Raw genomic sequence first — 22,032 nt, 5'->3', positions numbered from 1 at the left:
TCCTGCGCAGCAGGAGTCCAGACCTGCCGCTGGGACTGAGTTCCTGCCTTCGCAGGGACACGCACCTCTCGGAAATTTAGCCGCCAAGCCGCTCCAGAAGCCGCGCGACGATCGCCTTCCTCTCTTCGTCGCCCCCTTCGCGCACGACATGCTCGCCTTGTTCTGCCAGATCGCCCAGTTCCGCCTCCCCGAACATGGCAGCGCTGCCGGCTAGTTTGTGAAGCAGGCCTGCCGCAGCGTCGCGGTCCGACGCCGCCGGTTGGTCAACCTCCGCCAGGCGCCTGAGCGCCGCCCCCACCTCCTGCTTTCGCTCCTCATAGCGCTGGCGCAGGCTGGCGCTGATGTCCGGCTCCTCCGGGACTTCCCGCGTCGGCGGGACGGCGATCCACGCCGCCAGTGCATTTTTGAGGTCGTTGAAGCGGATGGGCTTGGGAAGATGCGCCTGCATGCCGGCCGCGACGGAACGATGCTGGTCGTCGCCAAAGGCGTTGGCCGTCAGGGCGAGGATCGGCAGCTCGTCGGGCGCGATACCCGCCTGGCGGATCTCCCGCGCCGCGTCGAGCCCGCCCATCACCGGCATTTGCAGGTCCATGAGCACCAGCTGAAACGGCTGGCCCCTCGTCCGGGCGCGCACGGCCTGGTCGACCGCTTCCCGCCCGTTCGAAGCGAGTACGGTCCGGCAGCCAAGCCTGTCGAGCATCGTCAGGATCAGCTGTTGGTTGATGTCATGATCCTCCGCCACGAGAATGCGCGCGTTTTGGAATGTGCCGCGCTGACCCGCGTCCCCCACCTCGCGCCGGAAGGACAGCGGGGCGGCCGCCGGACGGAAGGGCAGCGAAAGGGTGAAGCAACTGCCTTCGCCCGGCACGCTTTCCAGCCTGATTTCGCCATCCATCAACACGGCCAGTTGCGCGCTGATCGACAGGCCAAGGCCGGTGCCGCCATGGCGGGCGACAACCGATCCGTCCGCCTGCGCATATTCATCGAATATCGCCTTCTGTCGTTCGGGCGGGATGCCGGGGCCGCTGTCCGCGACGGCGATCATCAGCCTGTCCTGCTCCAGCCTCGCGCGCAGGGTGACATGGCCGCGCCCGGTGAACTTCACCGCATTGCCGAGCAGGTTCAGGATGATCTGACGCACGCGCAGCCCATCCCCCATGACCAGCGGCGGCAGATCGGCCGAAAAATCCCGGCCAAGGTCGAGCCCCTTCTGCTCCGCCACGGGCCGGACCAGATTGAGGCAGGCTTCCATCGCATGGACAAGGTCGAATGGCTCGTCGGCAATCTCCATCTGCCCCGCCTCGACCTTGGACAGGTCGAGAATGTTGTTCAGCAGGTGCATCATAGCACGGCCTGAGTCGGCGATCATCCGCGCCTGATGACGCTGCTGCGCGGTGAGATCGCTGTCGAGCAGCAGGTCCGCAAAGCCCAGTATGCCGTTCATCGGCGTGCGGATCTCATGGCTCATATTGGCGAGGAAAACGGACTTGGCTGCGCTTGCCAGCTGTGCCGCCCGCCGAGTCGACACGTCCTCCACCACGGCGACGAAGAAATCCGGCGCGCCTTCGGCATCACGCACCAGCGAGACGGTGAGGTTGATCCAGATCGCCACGCCGTCCTTGCGCAGATAGCGTTTCTCGATCGCATAGGACGCGCTTTCGCCGCTCAGCAGCTTCTCCACCTCCGCCAGGTCGCGATAGATGTCGGCGGGATGAGTGATCTGCCGATAATGCATCCCCATCAGTTCGTCGCGGCTGTATCCGGCGATCTCGCAGAAGCGGCCATTGACCTGAAGAAAGCGCCCGTCCGGAGAAGCGTGGGCCAGACCCACCGCCGCCTGTTCGAAGGTCGCGGCAAAGCGCCGGGACATTTCGGTATGAGCGGCGTTGACCAGGCCGGTGATGATGGGTCCGGCGGTCAGCCGGGCGATGTCGAAATCCGCTTTGGAAAATGCCGCGACCTGATCGGAATAGACTTTCAGCACGCCTGCCGTCTGCCCATGATAGGGTAGCGGCACCAGCATCATGGACCGCAGTTCGATGCTGCGGCAGGCGGCCCGATCCACGCGCGGGTCGGTTTCGCTGTCCTCGCAGATTTGCGGCTCGCCCGACGCGACGCAGGCGCCCGACAGGCTGCCGTTCAGCTTGAGGCGCAGCCCGACCTGGTGCGCCGCCAGCCCGCTGGCGGCCCGGTACACGACTTCGTCGCCCTCCCGAATTTCCACGATCGCGCCGGTGGCATAGGGCATGATGCGCAGAGCGCGCTGAGTAACTTCCCTGATGATATGTTCGAAATCCGCGCCGCTCTCCGCCACGGCCTGTTGCAGCGCCAGCATCTCGCCAACCCATTCGGACGCGTCGCGGCAGTTCATTTCGTCTCTCCCTCTGGCATCCAGCCATGGACACGGAAGCCGGCGAAACGCGGCCAACCCTGCAGCAGCGGGGCGATGGCCCGCTCCACTGCTGCCGCACGATCCGGCGACCCGTGAAAGCTGACGCGGGCGGGACTGGTAACCTGCTCCCCCGCCATTGCGAACATGACCTCTCCCTCCCCTGCTTCCCGCGCATTCGTAAGCAGGACCGTGCCCGTCGCGCCCAGCCGAAGCGTGCCCCGGCCCGCGCGCTGGTAGGTGCGGGTGACTTCCGTCGCGACAGGCCCGCTTTCTATCGCGATGCGGATCGGCCTTGCGTACGCCGCGAACCAGGGTTCCACCGCATCCAGGATGAGTTGCGGATCGGTGCGGTAAGCCATGATGACGATCTCCGCGATCGCGCCCTCCGCACGGGAAAGCGCCTCCCTCCCCCCCGGATCCTTCGTCATCCACCAGGGAACGTCCACCGCCACGGGCTGGCCCCATGCGGCTGAAATCGCGTGTATGGCGGTCACCCAGCCTGCCCAACCGCCGCCAGGGTCAGCGCCCGAACTGGCAAGCGTGTAGGGCTCTATATCCAGTTCCAGCATGGGGAGACGGACAAGATTGGCCTCGCACCAGCGGCGCCATCGGGCGAATTGTGGCAGGGCATGATCGAGGCCCCCCGGCGTCGCGTAAGCAGGCGCGCCCTCGACGAAGCGGAAGCGGATCCCCCGCTCAGCCAGCGCCGCGATCAGGGCTTGTACGGCGGCGTCCGGCTCAGCCGGCAACTGTATCGCAAGCTCGTTCCAGCCGGCGTCGGCGGCCCGACGGGCGAAAGCTGCGGGGTCGGTGCGCCAGGCCGCATCGCTCCACACCCATGTGCCGCGCGAATGGATCGCATCGCTTTTCAACGGCTCGATCATGACCGAATGCAGACGCCCCGATGCAGCCTCGGGCGGGCAGGCGATCACCAGAGAGGGCGCTGCGAGCGGCTCATAGGGAAGACGCATCACGCCCTGTCCCAGCATTACCTCTGGACGGTGCTTGCCGTCTGTTCCGCTCAGCACCACGCTCATGGGCAACGGCTGCCTGCTGGCCCCGTCCACGCGCCACTCGCCCCGATAAATGAGGGGAAAGCGCCTGCCCGGCCATGACAGCACCACACCCGCCGGAGCTTTCCCCGGACGGCAGCGGAGCGTGATGCCCTCGCCTGTGCGTTCGACCGCAATCCGCTCCTCGACACCGAAGGGGCGAATGTCGGCGAGCGGCAGCAGATTGCCCGCCAAGGGGATCAGCGCCGGCCCCGGCGCGGCGGTGGGCAACTCAGGGGCAAGGGCGGATGGCTTGAAATGCCCATCTTCCAGCACGCCCGAAAGGATCAGCCGGTCGGCATCACGCCATTCGGGCATCGCGGGTCCTTTCCACAGGATCGGTTCCTCGACAGGTGCAGCGCCAGCGGCGGCGGCCCAGGCGGCCACGACGATCCCGACCGCCGGACCTCGCCTCATGCGCGCGTGAAACCGGCACGGCCCGCACTCGCCCAGCGAACGTCCTTCTTCACGAACCGCCACACGCCATAGAGGCGAAACGCCAGATTGGCCTGACGATAGCCCAGATTCTCGACAATGGCGGCGATGCCCAGCATGAGCAGGTCCTTCGCCTTGGGCGTGCGCCGCAACTGCACCTCCTCCAGCGCCAAGGTGGCAAGGCTGAGTGCGGTACCGAACAGCACGGTGAGCGAGAAGAAGGCGAGCACGACGATGCCGGACTCCACCCCCATGAAATAGAGTATGGGGATGAGCAGATAGCCGAAAAGCTCGCAGGGCGGACCCAGCACATCCTCTATGATGAGCAGGGGCAGGCCGACCATGCCGATCCTGCCATAGCGAGGCCGCAACAGCATCGGCGAATGGCGGCCGATCGTCTCCAGCGCGCCCTGCTGCCACCTTGCCCGCTGGTTGCGCAGCCCGGTCCATGTGGCGGGAGCATCGGTCCAGCAGATGATCTCCGGCAAGAAATCGACGCGATACGGGCGTCCCTCTTCCCGCATGCGACGGTGGATGCGGGTCACGATCTCCAGATCCTCGCCCACCGTGTCATGCCGATAGCCGCCGATGTCGACCAGCACCGCGCGGCGAAACATGCCGAACGCGCCCGATATCAGCATCAGCATGCCAAGCCGCGCATTCGCCATCCGGGCCGTCAGGAACGCGCGCAGATATTCAAGGATCTGGAAGCGCGCCAGCCATTGTCCCGGCAACCTTATCTCACGGACGTGCCCGCCGTTGACGATCGAGCCATTGGCGATGCGGATCGCGCCGCCCACCGCCATCAGCCGCCCATCATCAGCCATGAAGGGCTCCGCCGCGCGCAGCAGGCCGTCAGGCTCGATGATGGAATCGGCATCGATGACACAGACCAATGGCGCCGCCGCGAAGCCCAGGCCGGCATTGACCGCGTCGGCCTTTCGCCCGTTCTGCTTGTCGATCAGGATCAGATTGGGATAGCGCGCCGATCCGTAAACGCCCAATATCCGCGTCCTTTGCAGGTCCGCCAGTTGCTCCCGCTCGATCGGGCGCATGTCGAATTCGTCGATGACGGTTTGCAGGGTGCCGTCGCTCGATCCGTCATTGACCAGGATCACCTCATGATCGGGATATTCGAGCGCCAGCAACGCACGGACGCTGTCCGCGATCGAAAGTTCCTCATTGAAGCAGGGCGCGATGACCGAAACCGGCAGGGCAAGATCGGCATAGCGCGTCCAGAGATCATAGGATCGCCGGGCGGGGCGGATACGCGTCGCAAAGATGCGGGCGGCAAGGATCAGCTGGATCGTTGACACCAGATTGCGGATCGTCACGACCAGAAAACAGAGCAGCCCGATCGCGATCAGCGTGGTGACGCCGATATCGGACAGCATGTTGAGCAGCGCCTGTCCCGTCACGGCGTCGCCGCCAGCAGCTGCTCGGCCTGTTGCGCGCGCAGGCGCACCCAAGGCGACGGATCGGCCCGCAACGCGCGGATGGGCTCCAGCCCCTCGGCGATGCCGATGGAGACGCAGGCGGTGATCGCACGGGAACGAACCGGCGGCACCGGATCATTCAGCATCGGCAATATCCAGCGCGCGCTGTCCGGATGCCCGAGGCGCGCGGCGGCGTTGATCGACGCAAGCCGGACAGGCGGGTTCGGGTCCGTCGATGCCTCCGCCAATATCCTCAGCGTCGAATAATCCTCCGTCCAGCCCAGCGCCTCAACCGCGAGCGCCTTTATGGCCGGTCGCAGCGGCATCCCCGCCAGCGCGACCAACTGCTCCGGCCCGTTGCGCGCGAGCAGGCTGAACAGGGCGCGGTGCAGCGGCGTGATCTGCTGCTCCTCCAGCGCCAAGTCGGAAATCAGCGAGCGCGGATCTGGCAGCGCGTCGAGGCGCGCCAGCCAGCCGGCCGCTTCCAGCCGAACCTCCAACGACTTCGCCCGATGCAGGGCTTCGCGCAGTGTTTCGACCGCGCGCTCGCCGCCGACGCTGCCAAGCAGCCGGATAGCCTCCACCTGTTCGCGCGGCCCCGCCTTCTTTACCGCGCGCATGGCGTCGTCCAGAAGCCCTTCGCGTTCGGCAAAGGCGATGAGCCGTGCCTGATCCTCCCCCCGCACGAGTTGGATCATGCGGCTGACCGCCTTCAGCTTGTCGCGGACCTTCGCGCGGGTGAAGACGGGGCGCGCCTCTCCATCCTGGAGATGGCCCATGATCTCGCGCGTCAGGGCAAGCATCAGGTCGGCACGGCTTCGGCGGCCTTTTTCCAGCCGATCGCGCCGCATCACGATGAACAGCAGCGCCGCCGCCATGAACAGCGCGCCGAAAACGCATATCAGCACCGCGATCCGCGCGACATGATCGGCGATGGGCATCTGCTCCATCGCTCAGAAACGGAATTGGAGGCCGAGCGACCCGCCCTTGCGGGTATAGCTGCTCTCTCGCCGGTCGCGATCGATCCCGGCGCGCAGCGTCACGCGCTTCGACAGCGGGAGCGCGCCGCCGAGGAACCAGGAATTGACCTGGCGCGTGATGCCGGCTTCGGTATCAGGATAGGTCGCGGCGCCCGCATAGACCAGCGCGCCGCCCGCAAATTCCTTGTCGATACGGCCCGACACGCCGGCACGGTGCGTGCCCTCCTCATCCCACAGGTTGATCATCCGCACGGTGGCGCTCAGCGCGCGGCTGCGATCGTTCAGCCGCATGCCGGGCTGGAATATGGTGATCGATGCGTCGCGATATTCAGCATGCCGAAGATCGGCGACCAGAGTGACGACGGAGGTCAGGTCACCCTCCAGCCCGCCGCCAACGCTCCATTTCTCGCGAAAATCCGCGTCTGGCGTAGCGGCGACCGTCGCATAGCCGCGCCAGGCGGAGGAGAAACGATGATCAACCCTTGCCTGCAGCCGGGTGTCGACGGCCGTCTTGCGATCCTCCCGGTCCGCCTCCAGCGAGAAGCTGGTCGATCGTCCGAGCGGGCCGAAGACGGCCAGTGAGGTTTCCGACCATGTCCGGTCAGCGCCGCTCTCGAGGGATACATCCGAGAGCCGCTGGTTCACCGCTACGCCGAAGCCAGCCCCACTCGGCCTGTCGGGCGAGGGTGAAGCGGTCAACTGGGAGAGGATTTGCCCGGCTTCGGCATTGGAAGCATCCCGGGACTTGACCGCATTCACCTCGCGAGAGGCGGATGACCTGTCACCTGACCAAAGATAGGTGCGCGCCAGGGCGAGCCGAATGTCGAGATCGTCGGGTGCGATTGCCTTCGCCCGCTGCAATGTCGCTATGGACTGGCGGTAACGTCCGTTAAAGGCATAGGCCGCCCCCAGCCGCCGCAAAATGTCGGCATCGCCGGGAAAGCGGTCCGCTGCCCGCTCCAGAAGCGCCACAGCGGCCTTGCTGTCCTTTCGCGCGAGCGCCGCCTCCGCCTCGCGGACCAACTGCTCGCGGGACATGGAAACGGCGGCTGCAGGCGCGGCAGCGATGATCGCGATCAGCGACACGCTCACTCCACCCGCGCGCGGGTACGCAGGATGGAATTGACGCGCACGACCAGTTCGTCGGGAATGAAAGGCTTGGTGAGGTAATCCCGCGCGCCGCCATTCAGGGCGGCCAAGACATCGCTCGACGCCTTGCGCGCCGTCAGCATCACCACGGGCAGCTCCGGCTGCTCCTCGCTCAGGCTTCGCAGCACGTCCAGCCCGGACATCACGGGCATCATGGCATCCAGCACGACGAGTTCATATCTGTGCTGCCGGGCGAGGGCCAGCGCGGACGCGCCGTCACCCGAAATCGTCACCCGATGACCCGCCCCTTCCAGCTTGAAGCGCACCAGTTCGGCCAGCAGTTCGTCATCGTCGGCAATCAGGATATCCGCCACGCGCCCTTCCTCTTCGATTTACCTCGTCTTCTACGTCAACCATCTAAAAAGACTGAAAAACTTTCCAGTTCAACGCGGCTTGGCGGCTTTTCAGGGCGGCTCGCCGTCGGCGAGTATCGCTGGCAGAGGTTAACGAACGACAAAAAGCCGCTCTGCAAGTCGACCTTGCGGGGCAGCGCTGCGACCAAAAGCTGCAAGCGGCGTTTCAGCCTCGAAGGACTTCGGGTGATGGAATTTCGCCTTTAGGAGAGAGCCATGCGAAAATGAAAGCTTCTCCTTGCCCGCCCGTGGCATAATGTCGTCATGGTTGCCGCGAACGTTCATCCGCCCCAAGGTGCCGCCGCTGACTGGACAGTTCCGCAGCGCTGGAGCGACTATACGCCCGCAGAACATGCGATGTGGGACCGGCTGTTCAACCGCCAGGCGCAGATGCTGCCCGGCCGAGCGGTAACGGAATTTATCGACGGTCTTGACGTCCTGAAAATGACGCGCCCCGGCATCCCTGATTTCGAAGAACTGTCCGATCGCCTGATGACGCGCACCGGGTGGCAGGTCGTCGCGGTGCCCGGACTCGTGCCCGACGAGCTGTTCTTCGAGCATCTCGCCAACCGGCGCTTCGTCGCCGGCCGCTTCATCCGCAACGCCGATCACGTCGATTATCTGGAAGAGCCCGATGTTTTTCACGACATTTTCGGCCATGTCCCCCTGCTCGCCAACCCGGTGTTCGCCGATTATATGCAGGCCTATGGCCAGGGCGGGCTGCGCGCCGCCAGCCTCGGTGCGATCGACAATCTCGCGCGGCTTTACTGGTACACGGTCGAGTTCGGACTGATCCGCCAAGAGGGCAAGCTGCGGCTCTATGGCGCGGGCATCGTTTCCTCCTATGGAGAGTCGATCTTTGCGCTCGACGATCCATCGCCCAATCGCATCGGCTTTGACCTGCAGCGGATCATGCGTACCCGCTACCGGATCGATGATTATCAGCAGAGCTATTTCGTTATCGACAGCTTCGAGGAGCTTGTGAAGCAGACGCTCGAAGCCGATCTGGCGCCGCTTTACCGGCAATTGAAGCAGGCGGTCGAACTCGACCCGGTCACCGTTCTGCCGGACGATCGCGTCTTCTATCGCGGGACGCAGGCCTATGCCCAAGCGAAGCTTGCACAAGGATAAGAATGGAGAGGATGAGATGGCGGAACGCGACGATAACCCCCTTGGCCTTAACGGCTTCGAATTTGTCGAGTTCACCTCGCCCGACCCGCAAGCGATGGGCGCGCAGTTCGAACAGCTTGGCTTCGTGCCTAGTCACCGCCATCCAACCAAGAATATCACCCGCTACAAGCAGGGCCGCATCAACCTGATGCTCAACCGCGACGATGCTGGCCGCGTCGCCGCCTTCCGCGGGGAGCACGGCCCCTCGGCGAGCGCGATGGCCTTCCGGGTTGCCGACCCGCAGGCCGCGATGGCATGGGCATTGGACCACGGCGCCAAGCGGACGGACGAGGATGACACAGTCATTCAGGGGATCGGCGGCTCCTACCTCTATTTCATCCGGGACGGCGAAGACCTGTATGCCGACTGGGCCGAGTTCCCGGGGTGGCGTGAGGCGGAGGCGCGTAACAATGTCGGGCTCGACCTGCTCGACCATCTCACGCACAATGTCCGCCGCGGCCACATGCGGGTGTGGAGCCAATTCTACCGCACGCTCTTCGGCTTCGAGGAGCAGAAATATTTCGACATCAAGGGTAAGGCGACCGGCCTTTTCAGCCAGGCGATGATCGCGCCGGATCACGCGATCCGGATCCCGCTGAACGAAAGCCAGGACGAAAACAGCCAGATCGAGGAGTTCATCCGCCAATATCGTGGCGAGGGCATCCAGCATCTCGCGCTGACCACCGGCGACATCTATCGAACGGTGGAACGGCTTCGCGCGCGCGGCGTCCGGCTGCAGGACACGCCGGAAACCTATTATGAGTTGGTCGAAAAGCGGGTTCCCGGACATGGCGAGGACTTGGAAAGGCTGAAGAAGAACCGCATCCTGATCGACGGCAATGTCGATGATGAGGGCATATTGCTCCAGATTTTCACCGAGAATATGTTCGGGCCGATCTTCTTCGAGATCATCCAGCGCAAGGGGAATGAAGGCTTCGGCAACGGCAATTTCCAGGCCTTGTTCGAAAGCATCGAACTGGATCAGATCCGGCGCGGCGTCGTCAACGTCGAGCAGTGAGGTGGCGATGAGCAAGGGCGATCATCGGGTCCTGACAGGCTTCGGCAACCATCACGCGAGTGAGGCTGCTGCCGGTGCCTTGCCCGTCGGGCGCAACTCCCCGCAGCAGGTGCCCTACGGCCTTTACGCCGAGCAGTTTTCCGCCACCGCCTTCACCGCCCCGCGTCACGAAAATCAGCGCAGCTGGTTCTACCGACTGCGGCCCACTGCAGACCATCCGCCCTATCGCCCTTATGCGCGGGAGAGCCGGCTGCGGTCCGCTCCCTTCGGCGAACGTCCCGCATCGCCCAACAGACTGCGCTGGAACCCGCTGCAGATGCCGACAGAGGCGACCGACTTCGTTGACGGCCTCGTCAGCTATGCCGGGAACGGCGATGTGGCTGCAGGCTTCGGGTGCGCCGTCCATCTCTACGCCGCCAACCGGTCGATGACGGATCGCGCCTTCTTCTCGGCCGATGGCGAGTTGTTGATCGTCCCCCAGAGCGGGAGGCTGCGGATTGTCACAGAACAGGGGGTGCTGATCGTCCCGCCGCTGCACATCGCGCTCATTCCACGCGGCATCCGCATTCGCGCCGAACTGCTGGACGGGGCCGCGCGGGGCTATGTCTGCGAGAATTACGGCGCGCCTTTCCGCTTACCCGATCTCGGCCCGATCGGCGCCAACGGGCTTGCCAATCCGCGCGACTTCGAGGCGCCGGCCGCTTCCTATGAGGATGTTGAGCGGCCTTGCGAGCTGATCCAGAAATTTCAGGGCCAGCTATGGGCGACGATGGTGCCGCAAAGCCCGTTCGACGTGGTGGCGTGGCATGGCAATATCAGCCCCTACCGCTACGATCTTTCGAGATTCAACGTCATCAACACCGTAAGCTTCGACCATCCCGACCCGTCCATCTTCACGGTGCTGACCAGTCCGAGCGATCGCACCGGCGTCGCCAATGTCGATTTCGTCGTCTTCCCGCCGCGCTGGATGGTGGCGGAGGACACTTTCCGCCCGCCCTGGTTCCACCGCAACGTGATGAGCGAATTCATGGGACTGGTGCAGGGCGAATATGACGCAAAGGCGGGCGGCTTCCTCCCGGGCGGAGCATCGCTGCACAACTGCATGGCGAGTCATGGGCCGGATGTGGACAGCTACCGCAGGGCAGTCAGCGCTGAACTGAACCCGCAGAAGATCGAGGGAAGCATGGCCTTCATGTTCGAAAGCCGATACGCTTTCCGTCCCACGGAATGGGCGATGGAAACGTCGCTGTTGCAGAGCGACTATGATGCATGCTGGAGCGGCTTTCGGAAGGCCGAGCTGCCCGGCATCGAAGGGCGCGGCGCATGAACTGGTGGCAGACCGACGAAACGCATGATCCGTCCCGGAAAAGCTGGGTGGAAAGCGCCGAACGCCATCGCGATTTCCCGATCCAGAATCTGCCACTGGGGCTATTCTCTCCACCCGGAGAGCCCGCGCGCATCGGGGTGGCGATTGGTGACATGATCCTGGATCTGCGTGCCTGTGCCGAGCGCGGACTTCTTGACGGAATTGTCGCGGCGGCCTGCCAGGAAGAAACTGTCAATCGCCTGCTAGCGCTACCATCGGTCAGCAGACGTCACCTGCGCAGGCGGGTCAGCGCCCTCTTGTCCGACCCGGCGGAGAGGAAAGCGATGGAAGGGTTGTTGTTCCCCGCAGCCCAATGCTCGCTGCATGTTCCTGCTCGGATCGGCGATTATACGGACTTCTACGTCGGCATCCATCACGCAACCAATATCGGCCGGCAGTTTCGCCCCGACAATCCGCTTCTCCCCAATTATAAATATGTGCCGATCGGTTATCATGGCCGCGCCTCCTCCATCCGCTCGTCCGGCGTTCCGGTTCGCCGCCCGGTGGGGCAGCGCAAGCCCCCCGATGCGGAAGCACCGCTCTTCGGCCCAACGACGCGGCTCGACCATGAGCTGGAGCTGGGCGTTTGGATCGGTCCGGGAAACGAACTCGGCGCTCCCATCCCGATCGGGCAAGCGGCGGAGCATGTGGCGGGCTTCTGCCTCCTCAACGATTGGTCCGCCCGCGATTTTCAGGCTTGGGAATATCAGCCGCTGGGGCCATTCCTCGCCAAGAGCTTTCACTCCACCATCTCACCCTGGATCGTCACGGCGGAGGCCATGGCGCCCTTCCGCTTGGCTCAGCCTCCGCGGCCCGGAGGCGATCCGCAGCCGCTGCCCTATCTACTGGATGAGGCGGACCAGGCGCATGGCGCGCTGGGGCTGACGCTCGAAGCCTTCCTGCTCACCGAACGCATGACGAAGGAAGGGGCGGCTCCGTTCCGACTGAGCACCGGGTCAACCGCGGCGATGTATTGGACTGTGCATCAGATCGTCGCCCATCATGCCTCCAACGGCTGCAACCTCTCACCCGGTGATCTGTTGGGAACGGGCACGATCTCGGCCCCGACGCGTGAAGGGGTGGGCAGCATGATCGAGCTGACTGCGGGGGGCAAAGAGCCCATTGTCCTGCCGAATGGCGAAACCCGCAGCTTCCTGGAGGACGGCGACGAGATCATCTTGCGCGCCACCGCATCCGCGCCGGGTTTTGTCTCCATTGGCTTTGGAGAATGCCGGGCCAAGCTAAGGCCAGCCTTATGAGCGACATCCTGCTGCACGGATATTGGCGTTCTTCAGCGGCTTACCGGGTACGCATCGCACTTCATCTGAAGGGTATCGAGTATCGGCAGGTGAGCCACGACCTGCGCGCCGGCGAGCAGCAGGCGGCGGAGTATCGCGCGATAGCGCCGCACGGGCTTGTGCCCGCGCTTCAGTCCGGCGACGCGGTGCTGATCGAAAGCCCAGCGATTCTGGAATGGATGGAGGAGCGGTGGCCAGCCCCGCCCCTTTTCCCCGCCGATCCCAACGATCGGGCGCTCGTCCGGGCAATGGCCGCGATCATCGGCTGCGACGTGCATCCGCTCAACAATCTGCGTGTTCTGAACGCGCTTAGATCCGATTTCGCCGCGGACAAGGATCAGGTGAAGGCTTGGGCGCAGCGCTGGATCGCGGCGGGCTTCACGGCGCTGGAGCAGATGGTCGAGCGCCATGGCGGACGCTACGCTTTCGGCGACGAGCCGGGCATGGCGGATGTCTATATCGTGCCGCAAATCTACAATGCGCGCCGTTTTTCGGCCGACCTGACCCCATTCCCGCATTTGGTCGGGGCAGGCGATCGGGCAGCGCATCTCCCGGCCTTCCAGGCTGCCCATCCCGATCGGCAGCCCGATGCATCCCACTGAGCAGACCTGCCTCTCGCAGGAAGATTGATCTGGTTTAGGGACGTGCCTGAGCCTCATCGCTAACAACGATGACCACACATGTCACAAGGTCCCATGAAGAGCGCATCCGGATTGCTGGAAGACAAATGGACTGCGCTGTTCGCGGCGTCGGAGGCGCTCGCCCGCGCGCGGTCGCTGGACGATGTGGTGGAGACGGTGAGGGCAGCCGCCCGCAGCGTCACCGGCGCGGAAGGCATCACCTTCGTCACCTGCGAGGGCGATGAATGCCATTATGTGGCCGAGGATGCGATCGACCCGCTGTGGGAGGGCAAGCGCTTCAGGCTGTCCGAGTGCGTCTCAGGCTGGGTGATGCGTCACCAGGAGGCCGCCATCATCCCGGACGTCTTCGCCGATGATCGCGTGCCCCACGACCTCTACCGCGCCACCTTCGTGCGGAGCATGGCGATGATGCCGGTGCGCGCCTCCTCGGTGGAGGCGGCAATCGGCGCCTATTGGCAGGAGGCGGGGGGTCCGGATCCGCAGTCGGTCGACCTTCTCTCGAAGCTGGCCCGCTTCGCCGGGGCCGCAATCAACAACGTCGATTTGCAGAACTCGCTGGAGATCCTCAATCGCACCGGCGCGGCAGTCGCGGCCGAGCGCGATCTCGACAGGACGGTGCAACTCATCACCGACGCGGGCGTCGAATTGACTGGCGCGGAGTTCGGCGCCTTCTTCTACAATCTGGTCGACGAGCAGGGCGAAAGCTACATGCTTTACAGCCTGTCGGGCGTGCCGCGCGAAGCCTTCTCCCGCTTTCCCATGCCGCGCAACACGGCGGTGTTCGCGCCAACCTTCGATGGCGAAGGGGTGGTACGGTCCGACAATATCCGGCTTGATCCGCGCTATGGCCATAATGACCCCCATCGCGGCATGCCGGAAGGGCATCTGCCGGTGACCAGCTATCTTGCGGTTCCGGTGATTTCGCAGACCGGCGAGGTGCATGGCGGCCTGTTCTTCGGCCACCATCGCGAAGGCCGCTTCAGCGCAGAGCATGAACGTATCGTCCAGGGCATCGCCGGCCACGCTGCCATCGCCATCGACAATGCCCGGCTCAACCAGCGGTCGGAGCGCGAGATCGACGCCCGCCGCGCCGCCGAGAACGGCCTGCGGGAAAGCAATGATCGTTTCCGGGCGGCAGTCGATGCGGTTCAGGGCGTGCTGTGGACCAACACGCCCGAAGGCCGAATGGAGGGCGAGCAACCCGGCTGGACGGCGCTGACCGGCCAGACGAAAGAGGAATATTCCGGCTATGGCTGGTCGGCGTGCGTCCATCCTGACGATGCGCAGGGTACCATAAAGGCGTGGGAAGAGGCGGTGAGACACCGCTCCCCCTTCCTGTTCGAACATAGGCTGCGGCGCGCGGATGGTGCCTGGCGCCACTATAGCATCAGGGCAATGCCGGTCTTCGGCGCAGACGGCCGGCTGGAACAATGGGTCGGCGTCCACACCGACATTACCGAGCAGCGCATCGTCGAGGGGAAGCTACGCGAACTCAACGCAACGCTTGAGCAGCGGATCGAAGCGCGCGCGAGTGAAATCACGGCCGCGTTCGAAAGCCTGCGGGAGAGCGAGCGACGGTTCCGCATCCTCGTCGATGGCGTCAGCGACTATGCGATCTACATGCTCGATCCGTCGGGAATCATCACCAACTGGAATGCGGGCGCGGAGCGGATCAAGGGCTATAGCGCCGAAGAGATTATCGGCCAGCACTTCTCCCGCTTCTATACCGAAACCGACCGGGACGCCGGCAAGCCCGCCCAGGCGCTCGAGATGGCTTCGCGGACGGGCAAGTTCGAATCCGAAGGCTGGCGCGTTCGCAAGGACGGCACCGAATTCTGGGCCAGCGCCGTGCTCGATGCGATCCGCGACGATGCGGGCGAACTGGTGGGCTTTGCCAAGATCACCCGCGATCTCACGGAAAAACGGGCAGTCGAGGAACAGCTGCGCCAGTCGCAGAAGATGGAGGCAGTGGGCCAGCTGACCGGCGGGATCGCCCACGACTTCAACAACCTGCTGACGATCATCACCGGCAATATCGACATGGCGGCGCGTTGGCTGTCGGACACGGACACCAGTCCGCGCGTCCGCCGATCGATTGACAACGCGATGCGCGGCGCGGAACGGGCGGCGGCGCTCACCCAGCGCCTGCTCGCCTTCTCCCGCCGCCAGCCTCTGTCGCCCAAGCCGCTTGAACTGGACAAGCTGGTGACCGGCATGGCCGAGCTATTGCGGCGGTCGCTGGGCGAACTCGTGCGGTTGGAGATCGTTACCAGCCCGGGCCTCTGGACCGTCGAGGCCGATCCCAACGAAATCGAAAGTGCCCTCATCAACCTCGCGGTCAATGCCCGCGACGCCATGCCCAGTGGGGGCACGTTGACGATCGAGACAGCCAACGCCCATCTCGACGCCACCTATGGCGTGGCACATAATGAGGTGCCCCCAGGCAACTATGTGATGGTGGCGGTGAGCGATACCGGACACGGCATGCCGAAGGACGTACTGGGCCGGGTGTTCGAACCCTTTTTCACGACCAAGGAAATCGGGCGGGGCACCGGTCTTGGCCTCAGCCAGGTCTATGGCTTCGTCAAACAGTCGGGCGGCCACGTAAACGTTTATTCGGAAGAGGGGCTGGGCACCACGGTCAAGCTCTACCTGCCGCGTTACACCGGCGAGGCGATTGGAGAACCCGACAGGGAGAGCGGCGTCGCCCAACGCAGCAGCGGAGGCGAGGTCATCCTGGTTGTCGAGGATGACGAGGATGTGCGATCTTATTCCGCCGAGTGCCTGCGCGACCTTGGCTACCAGGTTGCCGAGGCGGTCGATGGAGCCGCGGCGCTCCGCCTGCTCGAACAACCCAACATGCGGGTGGACCTTCTCTTCACGGACGTGGTCATGCCCGGAATGTCCGGCAAGGACCTGTGCGCCGCCGCGCGCGCTCTGCGGCCCGACCTCAAGGTTCTCTATACCAGCGGCTATACGCGCGACTCCATCGTTCACGGCGGTCGACTGGACCCGGGCGTGGAATTGCTGCCCAAACCCTTCAGCTTCGAAGCGCTGGCCGAGCGGGTGCAGGCGTTGCTGGACGGCGGATCGGGCAAATGCCTGCTGCTCATCGACAGCGATCCCAATGTCCGTATCCTTGCCAGCGAAGCGCTGACAATGGCGGGCTATCGAACCGACGCGGCAGCTGACGAGGAGGAAGCGGCCGACAGGATCGCGGCGGCGCAAGGCCGCTATCATGCGGCGATTCTCGACGGCAATGGCGAGTTCCTCCCCACCTTGCGGGAGCGGTTTCCCGATCTGCCGGTGGTGATCGCTGTCGACGGCAGCGCGGAGCAGACCCCCGACCTTCGCTGTCGGGCCGTCAGCAAGCCCTATTCAGCGCAGAAGATCATCACGGCTTTGGCGGAACTGGGTATAACGTCGGGCAGCGCGGCTTCTCAGTAGATCGAAGCGACTGAAAATTCACATTGCCTCCATCTCCGCGGGGATAAGTTCGCGCAGGCGCGCGATGCTGTCCCTTGCTGAGCGGTGATGCACGAAAATGCCGCCGACTTCTTCCCAGAGATGCGCGTGCTTCTTCTGATCATCGACCAATATGTCGCCCTCGCGGGCATGGTTCCGCTTGTCCACGGCCAGCACCGTGATGATCTGCGTGCCGGGAAAATGCTGCGCCGCCCACCGAAGCTTCTGCGGCGCGGCCCATTTGCCGCGAGGCAGGCCCGTCAGGATGATCGGCGCAAGATGCCGAACCGCCGCGAACAGTTCCATCGCATCTGGCATCAGCGGCAGGCTGCCGTAGAAGTCGGGGTGCCGCGCGATCTCCCGCCAGAAGGCGGGCAGCCCGTGCCGCTTCTCATAGGCGCGCGGCGGCATGCCCAGCAGGGCCGTCGCACCCCGGTCGAAGTCGGCAAGCACGCCGTCGCAATCGAGGTAGAGCTGCATCTCAGCCGTCCCATCTTGTGGGGATCAGCCGGACCGGGATGGGCGGCTCTATCGGCCGCCAGCCATGATCGCGAATGACGTCATTGCTCTCCTTCGCCTTGCGGCCCGCGCCCAGCGAGAAGGTGATATGATAATGGCTGCCGTCTCCCCGATGGGTCGTGCCCTCGATCCGAACGACGAGCGCCTGCACGCCCTTTCCGTCATCCGCCGCCCCCACAACCTCGCCGGCACAAGCGCTGGGCAGCGGGGTTTGCTCGTCCGTTCCAAAGCGCAGCGTCACATGATCGGCGATGACAGAAGGATAATGGGCCGCGATCCGCTCCAGCAAGGCGGATCGGTCTGCCGGCTCGACCTTCCATCCTACGATCGATCGTCCCATGATCCTGCCACTCCTGGCCGTTCGCCACGCCTTCAGTCGAGATCGTTCAACTGCGACCGACGCAGTTCATATTGCAGCTGTTCCATCCGGCATTGCCGAGGCGCCTTGTCGGGACGCCAGCGCAGCAGCCCGGTCCCGTGCCGGAATCGCTCGCCCGTCACCTGATCGTAGCGCACCTCCACCACCAGTTCGGGTCGAATGGGAAACCATTCACTCTCGCGCCCATTGTTCCACCGGCTGGGCCCACCGGGCGCCTTGCCGGTGAAGCCGGGCGGCTCGATCAGTTGGTCGAGGCGGCCAGTGAGCACCGCGCGGTCTTCCTTGCCCAGCGCCGAGGTGAAGCCGACATGATTGAGCAGGCCCGCATCATCATAGAGGCCGAGCAACAGCGAAGCGACTTGGGCCCCGTCCTTCGCGCGCCGAAATCCCCCGACGACGCAGTCCGCGGTGCGATGCTGCTTAACCTTGCGCATGGCGCGTTCGCCGGGCTGATAGGGTTCGGCCAGCGGCTTTGCGATCACCCCGTCAAGCGCGCCGCCGCTCGCCGCCAACCACTTTTCCGCATGTGTCCGTCGGGGGGTGCAGGGGGACAGCAGCAGCGTCCCGCTGCCTTCGCCGCGATGGAACTGCTCCAGCGCTTCCCGCCTGTCGGCCAGCGGCCGGTCGAACAAAGACCGCTCCTCCAGCGCAAGGCAGTCGAACAGCATCAACTGTGCGGGCGTTTCCCGCGACAATCTCTCGATCCGACTCTCGGCCGGATGCAGCCGCGCCTGCAACGCGTCAAAGGAAAGGACATCGCCCACCGGCAGGATGAGTTCGCCGTCGAGCACATAATGATCGCTCTTCGTCGTGCGCAACGCTGCGAGGATCTCCGGGAAAAAGCGTGCGAGCGAATTGCCGGACTTGGACATAATCTCGACAGCGCCGCCCGCCCGTGAGGCGATCGCACGAAAGCCGTCCCATTTGGGCTCATATTGCCATTCCCCCTCGGCAGGCAGGCTATCGACCAGCTTTGCCTCCATGGGTTCCGTTCCCGCCAGCGGATGCACCTTGTCCAGCGCCACGTCCTTCTCTTCTCCCATCAAAGGGTAACGCGGGCACGCGGGCCATGGTTGCCTCGCGGCCCAAAAGGAACCGCAGCGCCCGCCACACGTCTCAAGGGGGATGGAGGAGCACAGATGACCCAGACCCAAACGCTGCCAGAGCGCCGCATCGCGCAGTTGCCGCTTCCCGAGCGCCTCGACGTGAAGAGCATCGAACTGCTGCGGCCATGGCTTGAAAAACCTGCCGTCAAGCAGCTGGGCAAAGTCGGCAACGTCGCCGATGAACCGCCACTGATGCTCCTGTCCGCTGCAATCCTGATCGCGGGCGTCGTGTCGCACAATCCAAAACTTCAGCGCACGGGGCTCCGCATGGGCCTTGCCCATCTGATCGCCATCAGCCTTAAGGAATTAGGCAAGAATAATGTCGATCGTACCCGGCCGGACCAACAGTTGAAGGAAGGAAGTTATCATATGGAGGCGGGCACCTCCCGCTCGGCGCGGCTGCGCTCCTTCCCTTCCGGCCATACCGCCGGCGCGCTGGCGCTGGCGCGTGCCTTCTCGCGCGAATATCCGCGCTACACCAAGCCGCTGCTCACCGTCGCGGCGGTTGTGGGCGCATTGCAGGTGCCCCGCCGCGCCCATTATCCCGGCGACGTGGTGGCGGGCGGCTTCGCCGGCGCGCTGGCCGAAAAGGCCGCCGACCTCATCATCTATGGCGCGATCCGCCTGCGGTCGAAGCGACGGCGCACCGTTTAGCGCATAACGTGCGGCTGGCGCAAATTACCGAGGGTGTCTCCCCCACTCTGAAGTTCCGATGATTTCCGAATCGGGCAGATGGTAGGATGCGTATCCTGCTCGAACCTTTGGGACTTAAGCTCATATTATCTGCCAGCGCCAGAATCTTGACCTTGCAACTACTCCTTAATCGCAGCCGATCACCGCAATGTTGATATTGCCGTGATGCCGCGATTTCCTAAGCTGGCTGCGTGACTGGCCTGAAGAGCGAGCACGAAGGCGTCAAACCCGTCGCCTGACAGAGAGGGGGTGCATTTGCGCGCTATCTTGCGATTGGCCGTCAGTCTGATGCTCGGCGCTGCGCCCTCCGCCGTCATGGCTTCCACGATCGACCTGTCCGCGATCAGCGACTTCCGGCTCACCCCGTCGCCCGTCCCAGACCCGCAGACGGAGACTCCCTCCGAGCCTTATGGACCGAGCGAACCATCCGAGACGAAGGCGGAACCCGACCCGGCACAGTTTCAAGGCTTCGGGCGTCAGGTTGGCGCGATCAAGTGGGAAATGGCGGCCGTCCTGGGCTATTACACGCTGGTCAACGGCCAGAAGCTGTTCAAGGATCCGCAGGCGCCGCATTTCCAGAGCGAAGGCTGGTTCGGTAAATCGACAAGGAATGTGGGCGTCGACAAGCTGGCGCATACCTACAGCACCTATGTGATTTCCGAGCTTCTCTATGCGCGGCTGAAGCGCAAGACCGGCGATGCACCCGGTATAGCGCTGACCGCCGCAGCGCTTGGCTCAGCCACGATGCTTTACACGGAATTGTGGGACAGTATCGAGCCAGACGGCGGCTGGTCGTGGGAAGATGTTGTGTTCAACACGTCGGGCGCTGCGCTGTCTGCGCTGCGCAATTCGGTGCCCGGCCTTGATCGGAAGCTCGACTTTCGCCTGATGATCGTTCCCAATAAGGACGTCGTTACCCTGTCGGGCAAACGGCATTTCGAACAGCAGCGCTATTTCTTCGCCTTGAAGCTCGCCGGCTTTGAGGCTTTTGAGAATGGCCCGCTCCGCCTGCTCGAACTGCATGCGGGCTATTATGGCAAGGACTTCACCAACGAGGATCGCGCTCGTGGCATAGAGCCCAAGCGGCGGATCTTCGTGGGTGTCGGCATCAACCTGCGCGAGCTTTTCTTCAAAAATGCCCGCAGCCGCGTGGGCCGTGCAGCAGGGGAAGTTCTGGACTATTTCCAGCCTCCCTACACCGCTCTGCACCACCATATTACCAACTGAAAGCCACCTCTTCAGCAGGCATGTCAGGCGGCGCGAACCACCGCCAACGGACGCCGGGCCGGCCGGAGCCGGTCGCCCAGCGCCGTTATCACCTCCGCTGCCCGCTCCGAAGACGGCCGGCCATCGAGGTCGAAACTGTCGGCGAACAATTTTTCCTGTACCGCCCGGTAATAGCTCTGGTGCATTTCCCCAGCCCGATCGAGCGCATTGTCCAGTTCCGTGGGCGAGGAAATCACTTCCCCTGCCTGCCAATGGGCGAAGTTCGGGTTCCCACGCCAAGCAATTCCATGGCTGTTGAGGAAGATGCAAGGGCGGGGATGCATGAGAAATTCGTAGACCTGGCTGCTAGCATCCCCAAGGTACATGTCCGCCGCCATGGTGTAGCTCATGTCGGTGGACGACCGGCTGCCCAAGTCGATCTGAATATTACCGCCATGCAGATAGCGGTCGTCGATCGTGCCCGGCCGCTGCACGCTGAGCTTGTCGATCGCCACCACGAAGGGCCGCTCGAACAACATGACATGCGGAGCAAAGATCAACTCATGGCTGTCGGCGTGCCTGAAATGCTCAAGCACCTCACGCCCATGCCTGTACCAGGACGACAGATGGGGTGAGCAGTGCGGATTGTACAGGATCACCGGCCTCTCCGCGCCCGCCCGGCGGGTTCTGGCCCCGTGGCGGAGCATGTCGAACTTCGGGTAGCCGACGATGCTGATCTTCTCAGGATCAACCTGCGCCTCGCTGATCAGGCGCCTGCGGACCTTGTCCCCTGAACAGAGGATGTGATCGAAACCCGCGCTCGCCTCATCGAAGCCGATCGCTCGATCGCCTGCACCGTGGCGGGTATGCACCATGAAGAGGTTGGTGAGGCCATAACGCGACTTCAACAGCAAAGACGTCTTTTCCGCGACGACCAGCATGTCCAGGGTGCGGAAGAAATCCAGATTGTCTCTGTATGCGAGCAGCTTGGCGGCGGGCAAGATATTGCCCAGCAGCCGTGCGATCGTGCCGGATCGGGAAGACAGCGCCAGTTGCACGTGCTGGATGCGGGACGACAGACATTCGCCCGCGAGACGACGCACTTCCGCAGCCAGCCTGTCATTGGTGGTGGCGACGAGTATCTCGCCGGGAAAACCGCTCTTGGCGAGGGCAATCGCGATGGGCAGGCTGTGCGCGACCTGATGGATCTGATCATGATTGAACAGAAATCCAATGCGCATGACGCCCGCCCCCTTCCGGCTGCTCACATTATTGATTGCATAATATATGTAATAGCGCCGGAATCCCATGACCCTAAAGTATAAACCGGGCGAAAACTCTCGCGCCGCGACGCAAAGATGAAGTCGTTTATCC

General features: G+C 64.0%; 18 protein-coding genes. 8 read left to right on the top strand and 10 right to left on the bottom strand.

Annotation, left to right across the window (positions count from 1 at the left end):
* Nucleotides 1-76: 76 nt before the first annotated feature.
* From L858_RS19440 to L858_RS0102700, 6 genes are read right to left on the bottom strand one after another with little or no spacing between them, the layout of a single operon-like run.
* A complete protein-coding gene (locus tag L858_RS19440; RefSeq protein WP_022681611.1) occupies nucleotides 77-2,371 on the bottom strand; it encodes an ATP-binding protein in 2,295 nt (764 codons plus the stop codon).
* A complete protein-coding gene (locus L858_RS21880) occupies nucleotides 2,368-3,861 on the bottom strand; it encodes a hypothetical protein (RefSeq protein WP_193742836.1) in 1,494 nt (497 codons plus the stop codon). Before L858_RS21880 ends, L858_RS19440 begins: the two co-directional genes overlap by 4 nt.
* Complete coding sequence (locus L858_RS0102715) at nucleotides 3,858-5,297, bottom strand: glycosyltransferase family 2 protein (protein ID WP_022681609.1); 1,440 nt, start codon at nucleotides 5,295-5,297, stop codon at nucleotides 3,858-3,860. The genes L858_RS21880 and L858_RS0102715 overlap by 4 nt, the downstream gene beginning before the upstream one ends.
* Entirely contained in the window at nucleotides 5,294-6,256 is a 963-nt protein-coding gene (locus L858_RS0102710) for a HEAT repeat domain-containing protein (protein ID WP_193742835.1), read from the bottom strand. The genes L858_RS0102715 and L858_RS0102710 overlap by 4 nt, the downstream gene beginning before the upstream one ends.
* A gap of 12 nt (nucleotides 6,257-6,268) precedes the next feature.
* Nucleotides 6,269-7,381 carry a YaiO family outer membrane beta-barrel protein gene (locus L858_RS0102705; protein ID WP_028055730.1) on the bottom strand — a complete coding sequence of 371 codons (1,113 nt, stop codon included), beginning with the start codon at nucleotides 7,379-7,381 and terminating at the stop codon, nucleotides 6,269-6,271.
* Nucleotides 7,382-7,383: 2 nt separating this feature from the next.
* The gene (locus tag L858_RS0102700; RefSeq protein WP_028055729.1) at nucleotides 7,384-7,758 is read right to left on the bottom strand and encodes a response regulator transcription factor; all 375 of its coding nucleotides are present in this window, start codon (nucleotides 7,756-7,758) and stop codon (nucleotides 7,384-7,386) included.
* Nucleotides 7,759-8,061: 303 nt separating this feature from the next.
* Here L858_RS0102700 and phhA point away from each other — a divergent pair, with 303 nt between their 5' ends.
* From phhA to L858_RS20900, 6 genes are all read left to right on the top strand, one after another.
* Complete coding sequence (gene phhA, locus L858_RS0102695; RefSeq protein ID WP_022681607.1) at nucleotides 8,062-8,928, top strand: phenylalanine 4-monooxygenase; 867 nt, start codon at nucleotides 8,062-8,064, stop codon at nucleotides 8,926-8,928.
* 16 nt (nucleotides 8,929-8,944) lie between these two features.
* Nucleotides 8,945-9,985: a 4-hydroxyphenylpyruvate dioxygenase gene (gene hppD, locus L858_RS0102690; protein WP_022681606.1), complete on the top strand. Its 1,041-nt coding sequence runs from the start codon at nucleotides 8,945-8,947 to the stop codon at nucleotides 9,983-9,985.
* Between the two features lie 7 nt (nucleotides 9,986-9,992).
* A complete protein-coding gene (hmgA, locus tag L858_RS0102685) occupies nucleotides 9,993-11,312 on the top strand; it encodes a homogentisate 1,2-dioxygenase (RefSeq protein WP_022681605.1) in 1,320 nt (439 codons plus the stop codon).
* Complete coding sequence (gene fahA / locus L858_RS0102680) at nucleotides 11,309-12,610, top strand: fumarylacetoacetase (protein WP_022681604.1); 1,302 nt, start codon at nucleotides 11,309-11,311, stop codon at nucleotides 12,608-12,610. The genes hmgA and fahA overlap by 4 nt, the downstream gene beginning before the upstream one ends.
* The gene (maiA, locus tag L858_RS0102675) at nucleotides 12,607-13,251 is read left to right on the top strand and encodes a maleylacetoacetate isomerase (protein WP_022681603.1); all 645 of its coding nucleotides are present in this window, start codon (nucleotides 12,607-12,609) and stop codon (nucleotides 13,249-13,251) included. Before fahA ends, maiA begins: the two co-directional genes overlap by 4 nt.
* Before the next feature lie 93 nt (nucleotides 13,252-13,344).
* Nucleotides 13,345-16,737: a PAS domain S-box protein gene (locus L858_RS20900; RefSeq protein ID WP_022681602.1), complete on the top strand. Its 3,393-nt coding sequence runs from the start codon at nucleotides 13,345-13,347 to the stop codon at nucleotides 16,735-16,737.
* An 18-nt stretch (nucleotides 16,738-16,755) separates the two neighbouring features.
* Here the strand turns inward: L858_RS20900 and L858_RS0102665 are convergent, their stop codons facing one another.
* The 3 genes from L858_RS0102665 to L858_RS0102655 are packed head-to-tail and all read right to left on the bottom strand — an operon-like array spanning nucleotide 16,756 to nucleotide 18,678.
* The gene (locus L858_RS0102665; RefSeq protein ID WP_022681601.1) at nucleotides 16,756-17,235 is read right to left on the bottom strand and encodes an HAD family hydrolase; all 480 of its coding nucleotides are present in this window, start codon (nucleotides 17,233-17,235) and stop codon (nucleotides 16,756-16,758) included.
* A 1-nt stretch (nucleotide 17,236) separates the two neighbouring features.
* Nucleotides 17,237-17,614 (bottom strand): hypothetical protein, encoded by a 378-nt coding sequence (locus L858_RS0102660; RefSeq protein WP_022681600.1) that lies wholly within the window; start codon nucleotides 17,612-17,614, stop codon nucleotides 17,237-17,239.
* A gap of 32 nt (nucleotides 17,615-17,646) precedes the next feature.
* Nucleotides 17,647-18,678, bottom strand: a complete 1,032-nt coding sequence (locus L858_RS0102655) for an ATP-dependent DNA ligase (RefSeq protein ID WP_238564911.1) — start codon at nucleotides 18,676-18,678, stop codon at nucleotides 17,647-17,649.
* Nucleotides 18,679-18,792: 114 nt separating this feature from the next.
* Between L858_RS0102655 and L858_RS20895 the strand changes: the two genes are divergently transcribed.
* Both L858_RS20895 and L858_RS0102645 read left to right on the top strand, forming a co-directional pair.
* On the top strand, nucleotides 18,793-19,413 hold the full coding sequence (locus L858_RS20895) for a phosphatase PAP2 family protein (protein WP_051132580.1): 621 nt from the start codon (nucleotides 18,793-18,795) through the stop codon (nucleotides 19,411-19,413).
* Nucleotides 19,414-19,707: 294 nt separating this feature from the next.
* Complete coding sequence (locus tag L858_RS0102645) at nucleotides 19,708-20,679, top strand: DUF2279 domain-containing protein (RefSeq protein WP_238564910.1); 972 nt, start codon at nucleotides 19,708-19,710, stop codon at nucleotides 20,677-20,679.
* A gap of 23 nt (nucleotides 20,680-20,702) precedes the next feature.
* Here the strand turns inward: L858_RS0102645 and L858_RS0102640 are convergent, their stop codons facing one another.
* Nucleotides 20,703-21,899, bottom strand: a complete 1,197-nt coding sequence (locus L858_RS0102640; RefSeq protein WP_028055725.1) for a hypothetical protein — start codon at nucleotides 21,897-21,899, stop codon at nucleotides 20,703-20,705.
* Nucleotides 21,900-22,032 lie beyond the last annotated feature (133 nt).

It is taken from the genome of Sphingobium bisphenolivorans (assembly GCF_000412635.1).
Taxonomy (GTDB): Bacteria; Pseudomonadota; Alphaproteobacteria; order Sphingomonadales; family Sphingomonadaceae; genus Sphingobium; species Sphingobium bisphenolivorans.
The sequence above is the reverse complement of the archived record's forward strand: the minus strand, read 5'-3'. Positions and strand labels throughout refer to the sequence as shown.

Bases quoted from the DNA above. Each gene is read 5' to 3' on its own strand.
- L858_RS19440 (WP_022681611.1), bottom strand. From the start codon at position 2,371: ATGAACTGCCGCGACGCGTCCGAATGGGTTGGCGAGATGCTGGCGCTG.
- L858_RS21880 (WP_193742836.1), bottom strand. From the start codon at position 3,861: ATGAGGCGAGGTCCGGCGGTCGGGATCGTCGTGGCCGCCTGGGCCGCC.
- L858_RS0102710 (WP_193742835.1), bottom strand. From the start codon at position 6,256: ATGCCCATCGCCGATCATGTCGCGCGGATCGCGGTGCTGATATGCGTT.
- phhA (WP_022681607.1), top strand. From the start codon at position 8,062: ATGGTTGCCGCGAACGTTCATCCGCCCCAAGGTGCCGCCGCTGACTGG.
- hppD (WP_022681606.1), top strand. From the start codon at position 8,945: ATGGCGGAACGCGACGATAACCCCCTTGGCCTTAACGGCTTCGAATTT.
- hmgA (WP_022681605.1), top strand. From the start codon at position 9,993: ATGAGCAAGGGCGATCATCGGGTCCTGACAGGCTTCGGCAACCATCAC.
- fahA (WP_022681604.1), top strand. From the start codon at position 11,309: ATGAACTGGTGGCAGACCGACGAAACGCATGATCCGTCCCGGAAAAGC.
- maiA (WP_022681603.1), top strand. From the start codon at position 12,607: ATGAGCGACATCCTGCTGCACGGATATTGGCGTTCTTCAGCGGCTTAC.
- L858_RS20900 (WP_022681602.1), top strand. From the start codon at position 13,345: ATGAAGAGCGCATCCGGATTGCTGGAAGACAAATGGACTGCGCTGTTC.
- L858_RS0102665 (WP_022681601.1), bottom strand. From the start codon at position 17,235: ATGCAGCTCTACCTCGATTGCGACGGCGTGCTTGCCGACTTCGACCGG.
- L858_RS0102660 (WP_022681600.1), bottom strand. From the start codon at position 17,614: ATGGGACGATCGATCGTAGGATGGAAGGTCGAGCCGGCAGACCGATCC.
- L858_RS20895 (WP_051132580.1), top strand. From the start codon at position 18,793: ATGACCCAGACCCAAACGCTGCCAGAGCGCCGCATCGCGCAGTTGCCG.
- L858_RS0102640 (WP_028055725.1), bottom strand. From the start codon at position 21,899: ATGCGCATTGGATTTCTGTTCAATCATGATCAGATCCATCAGGTCGCG.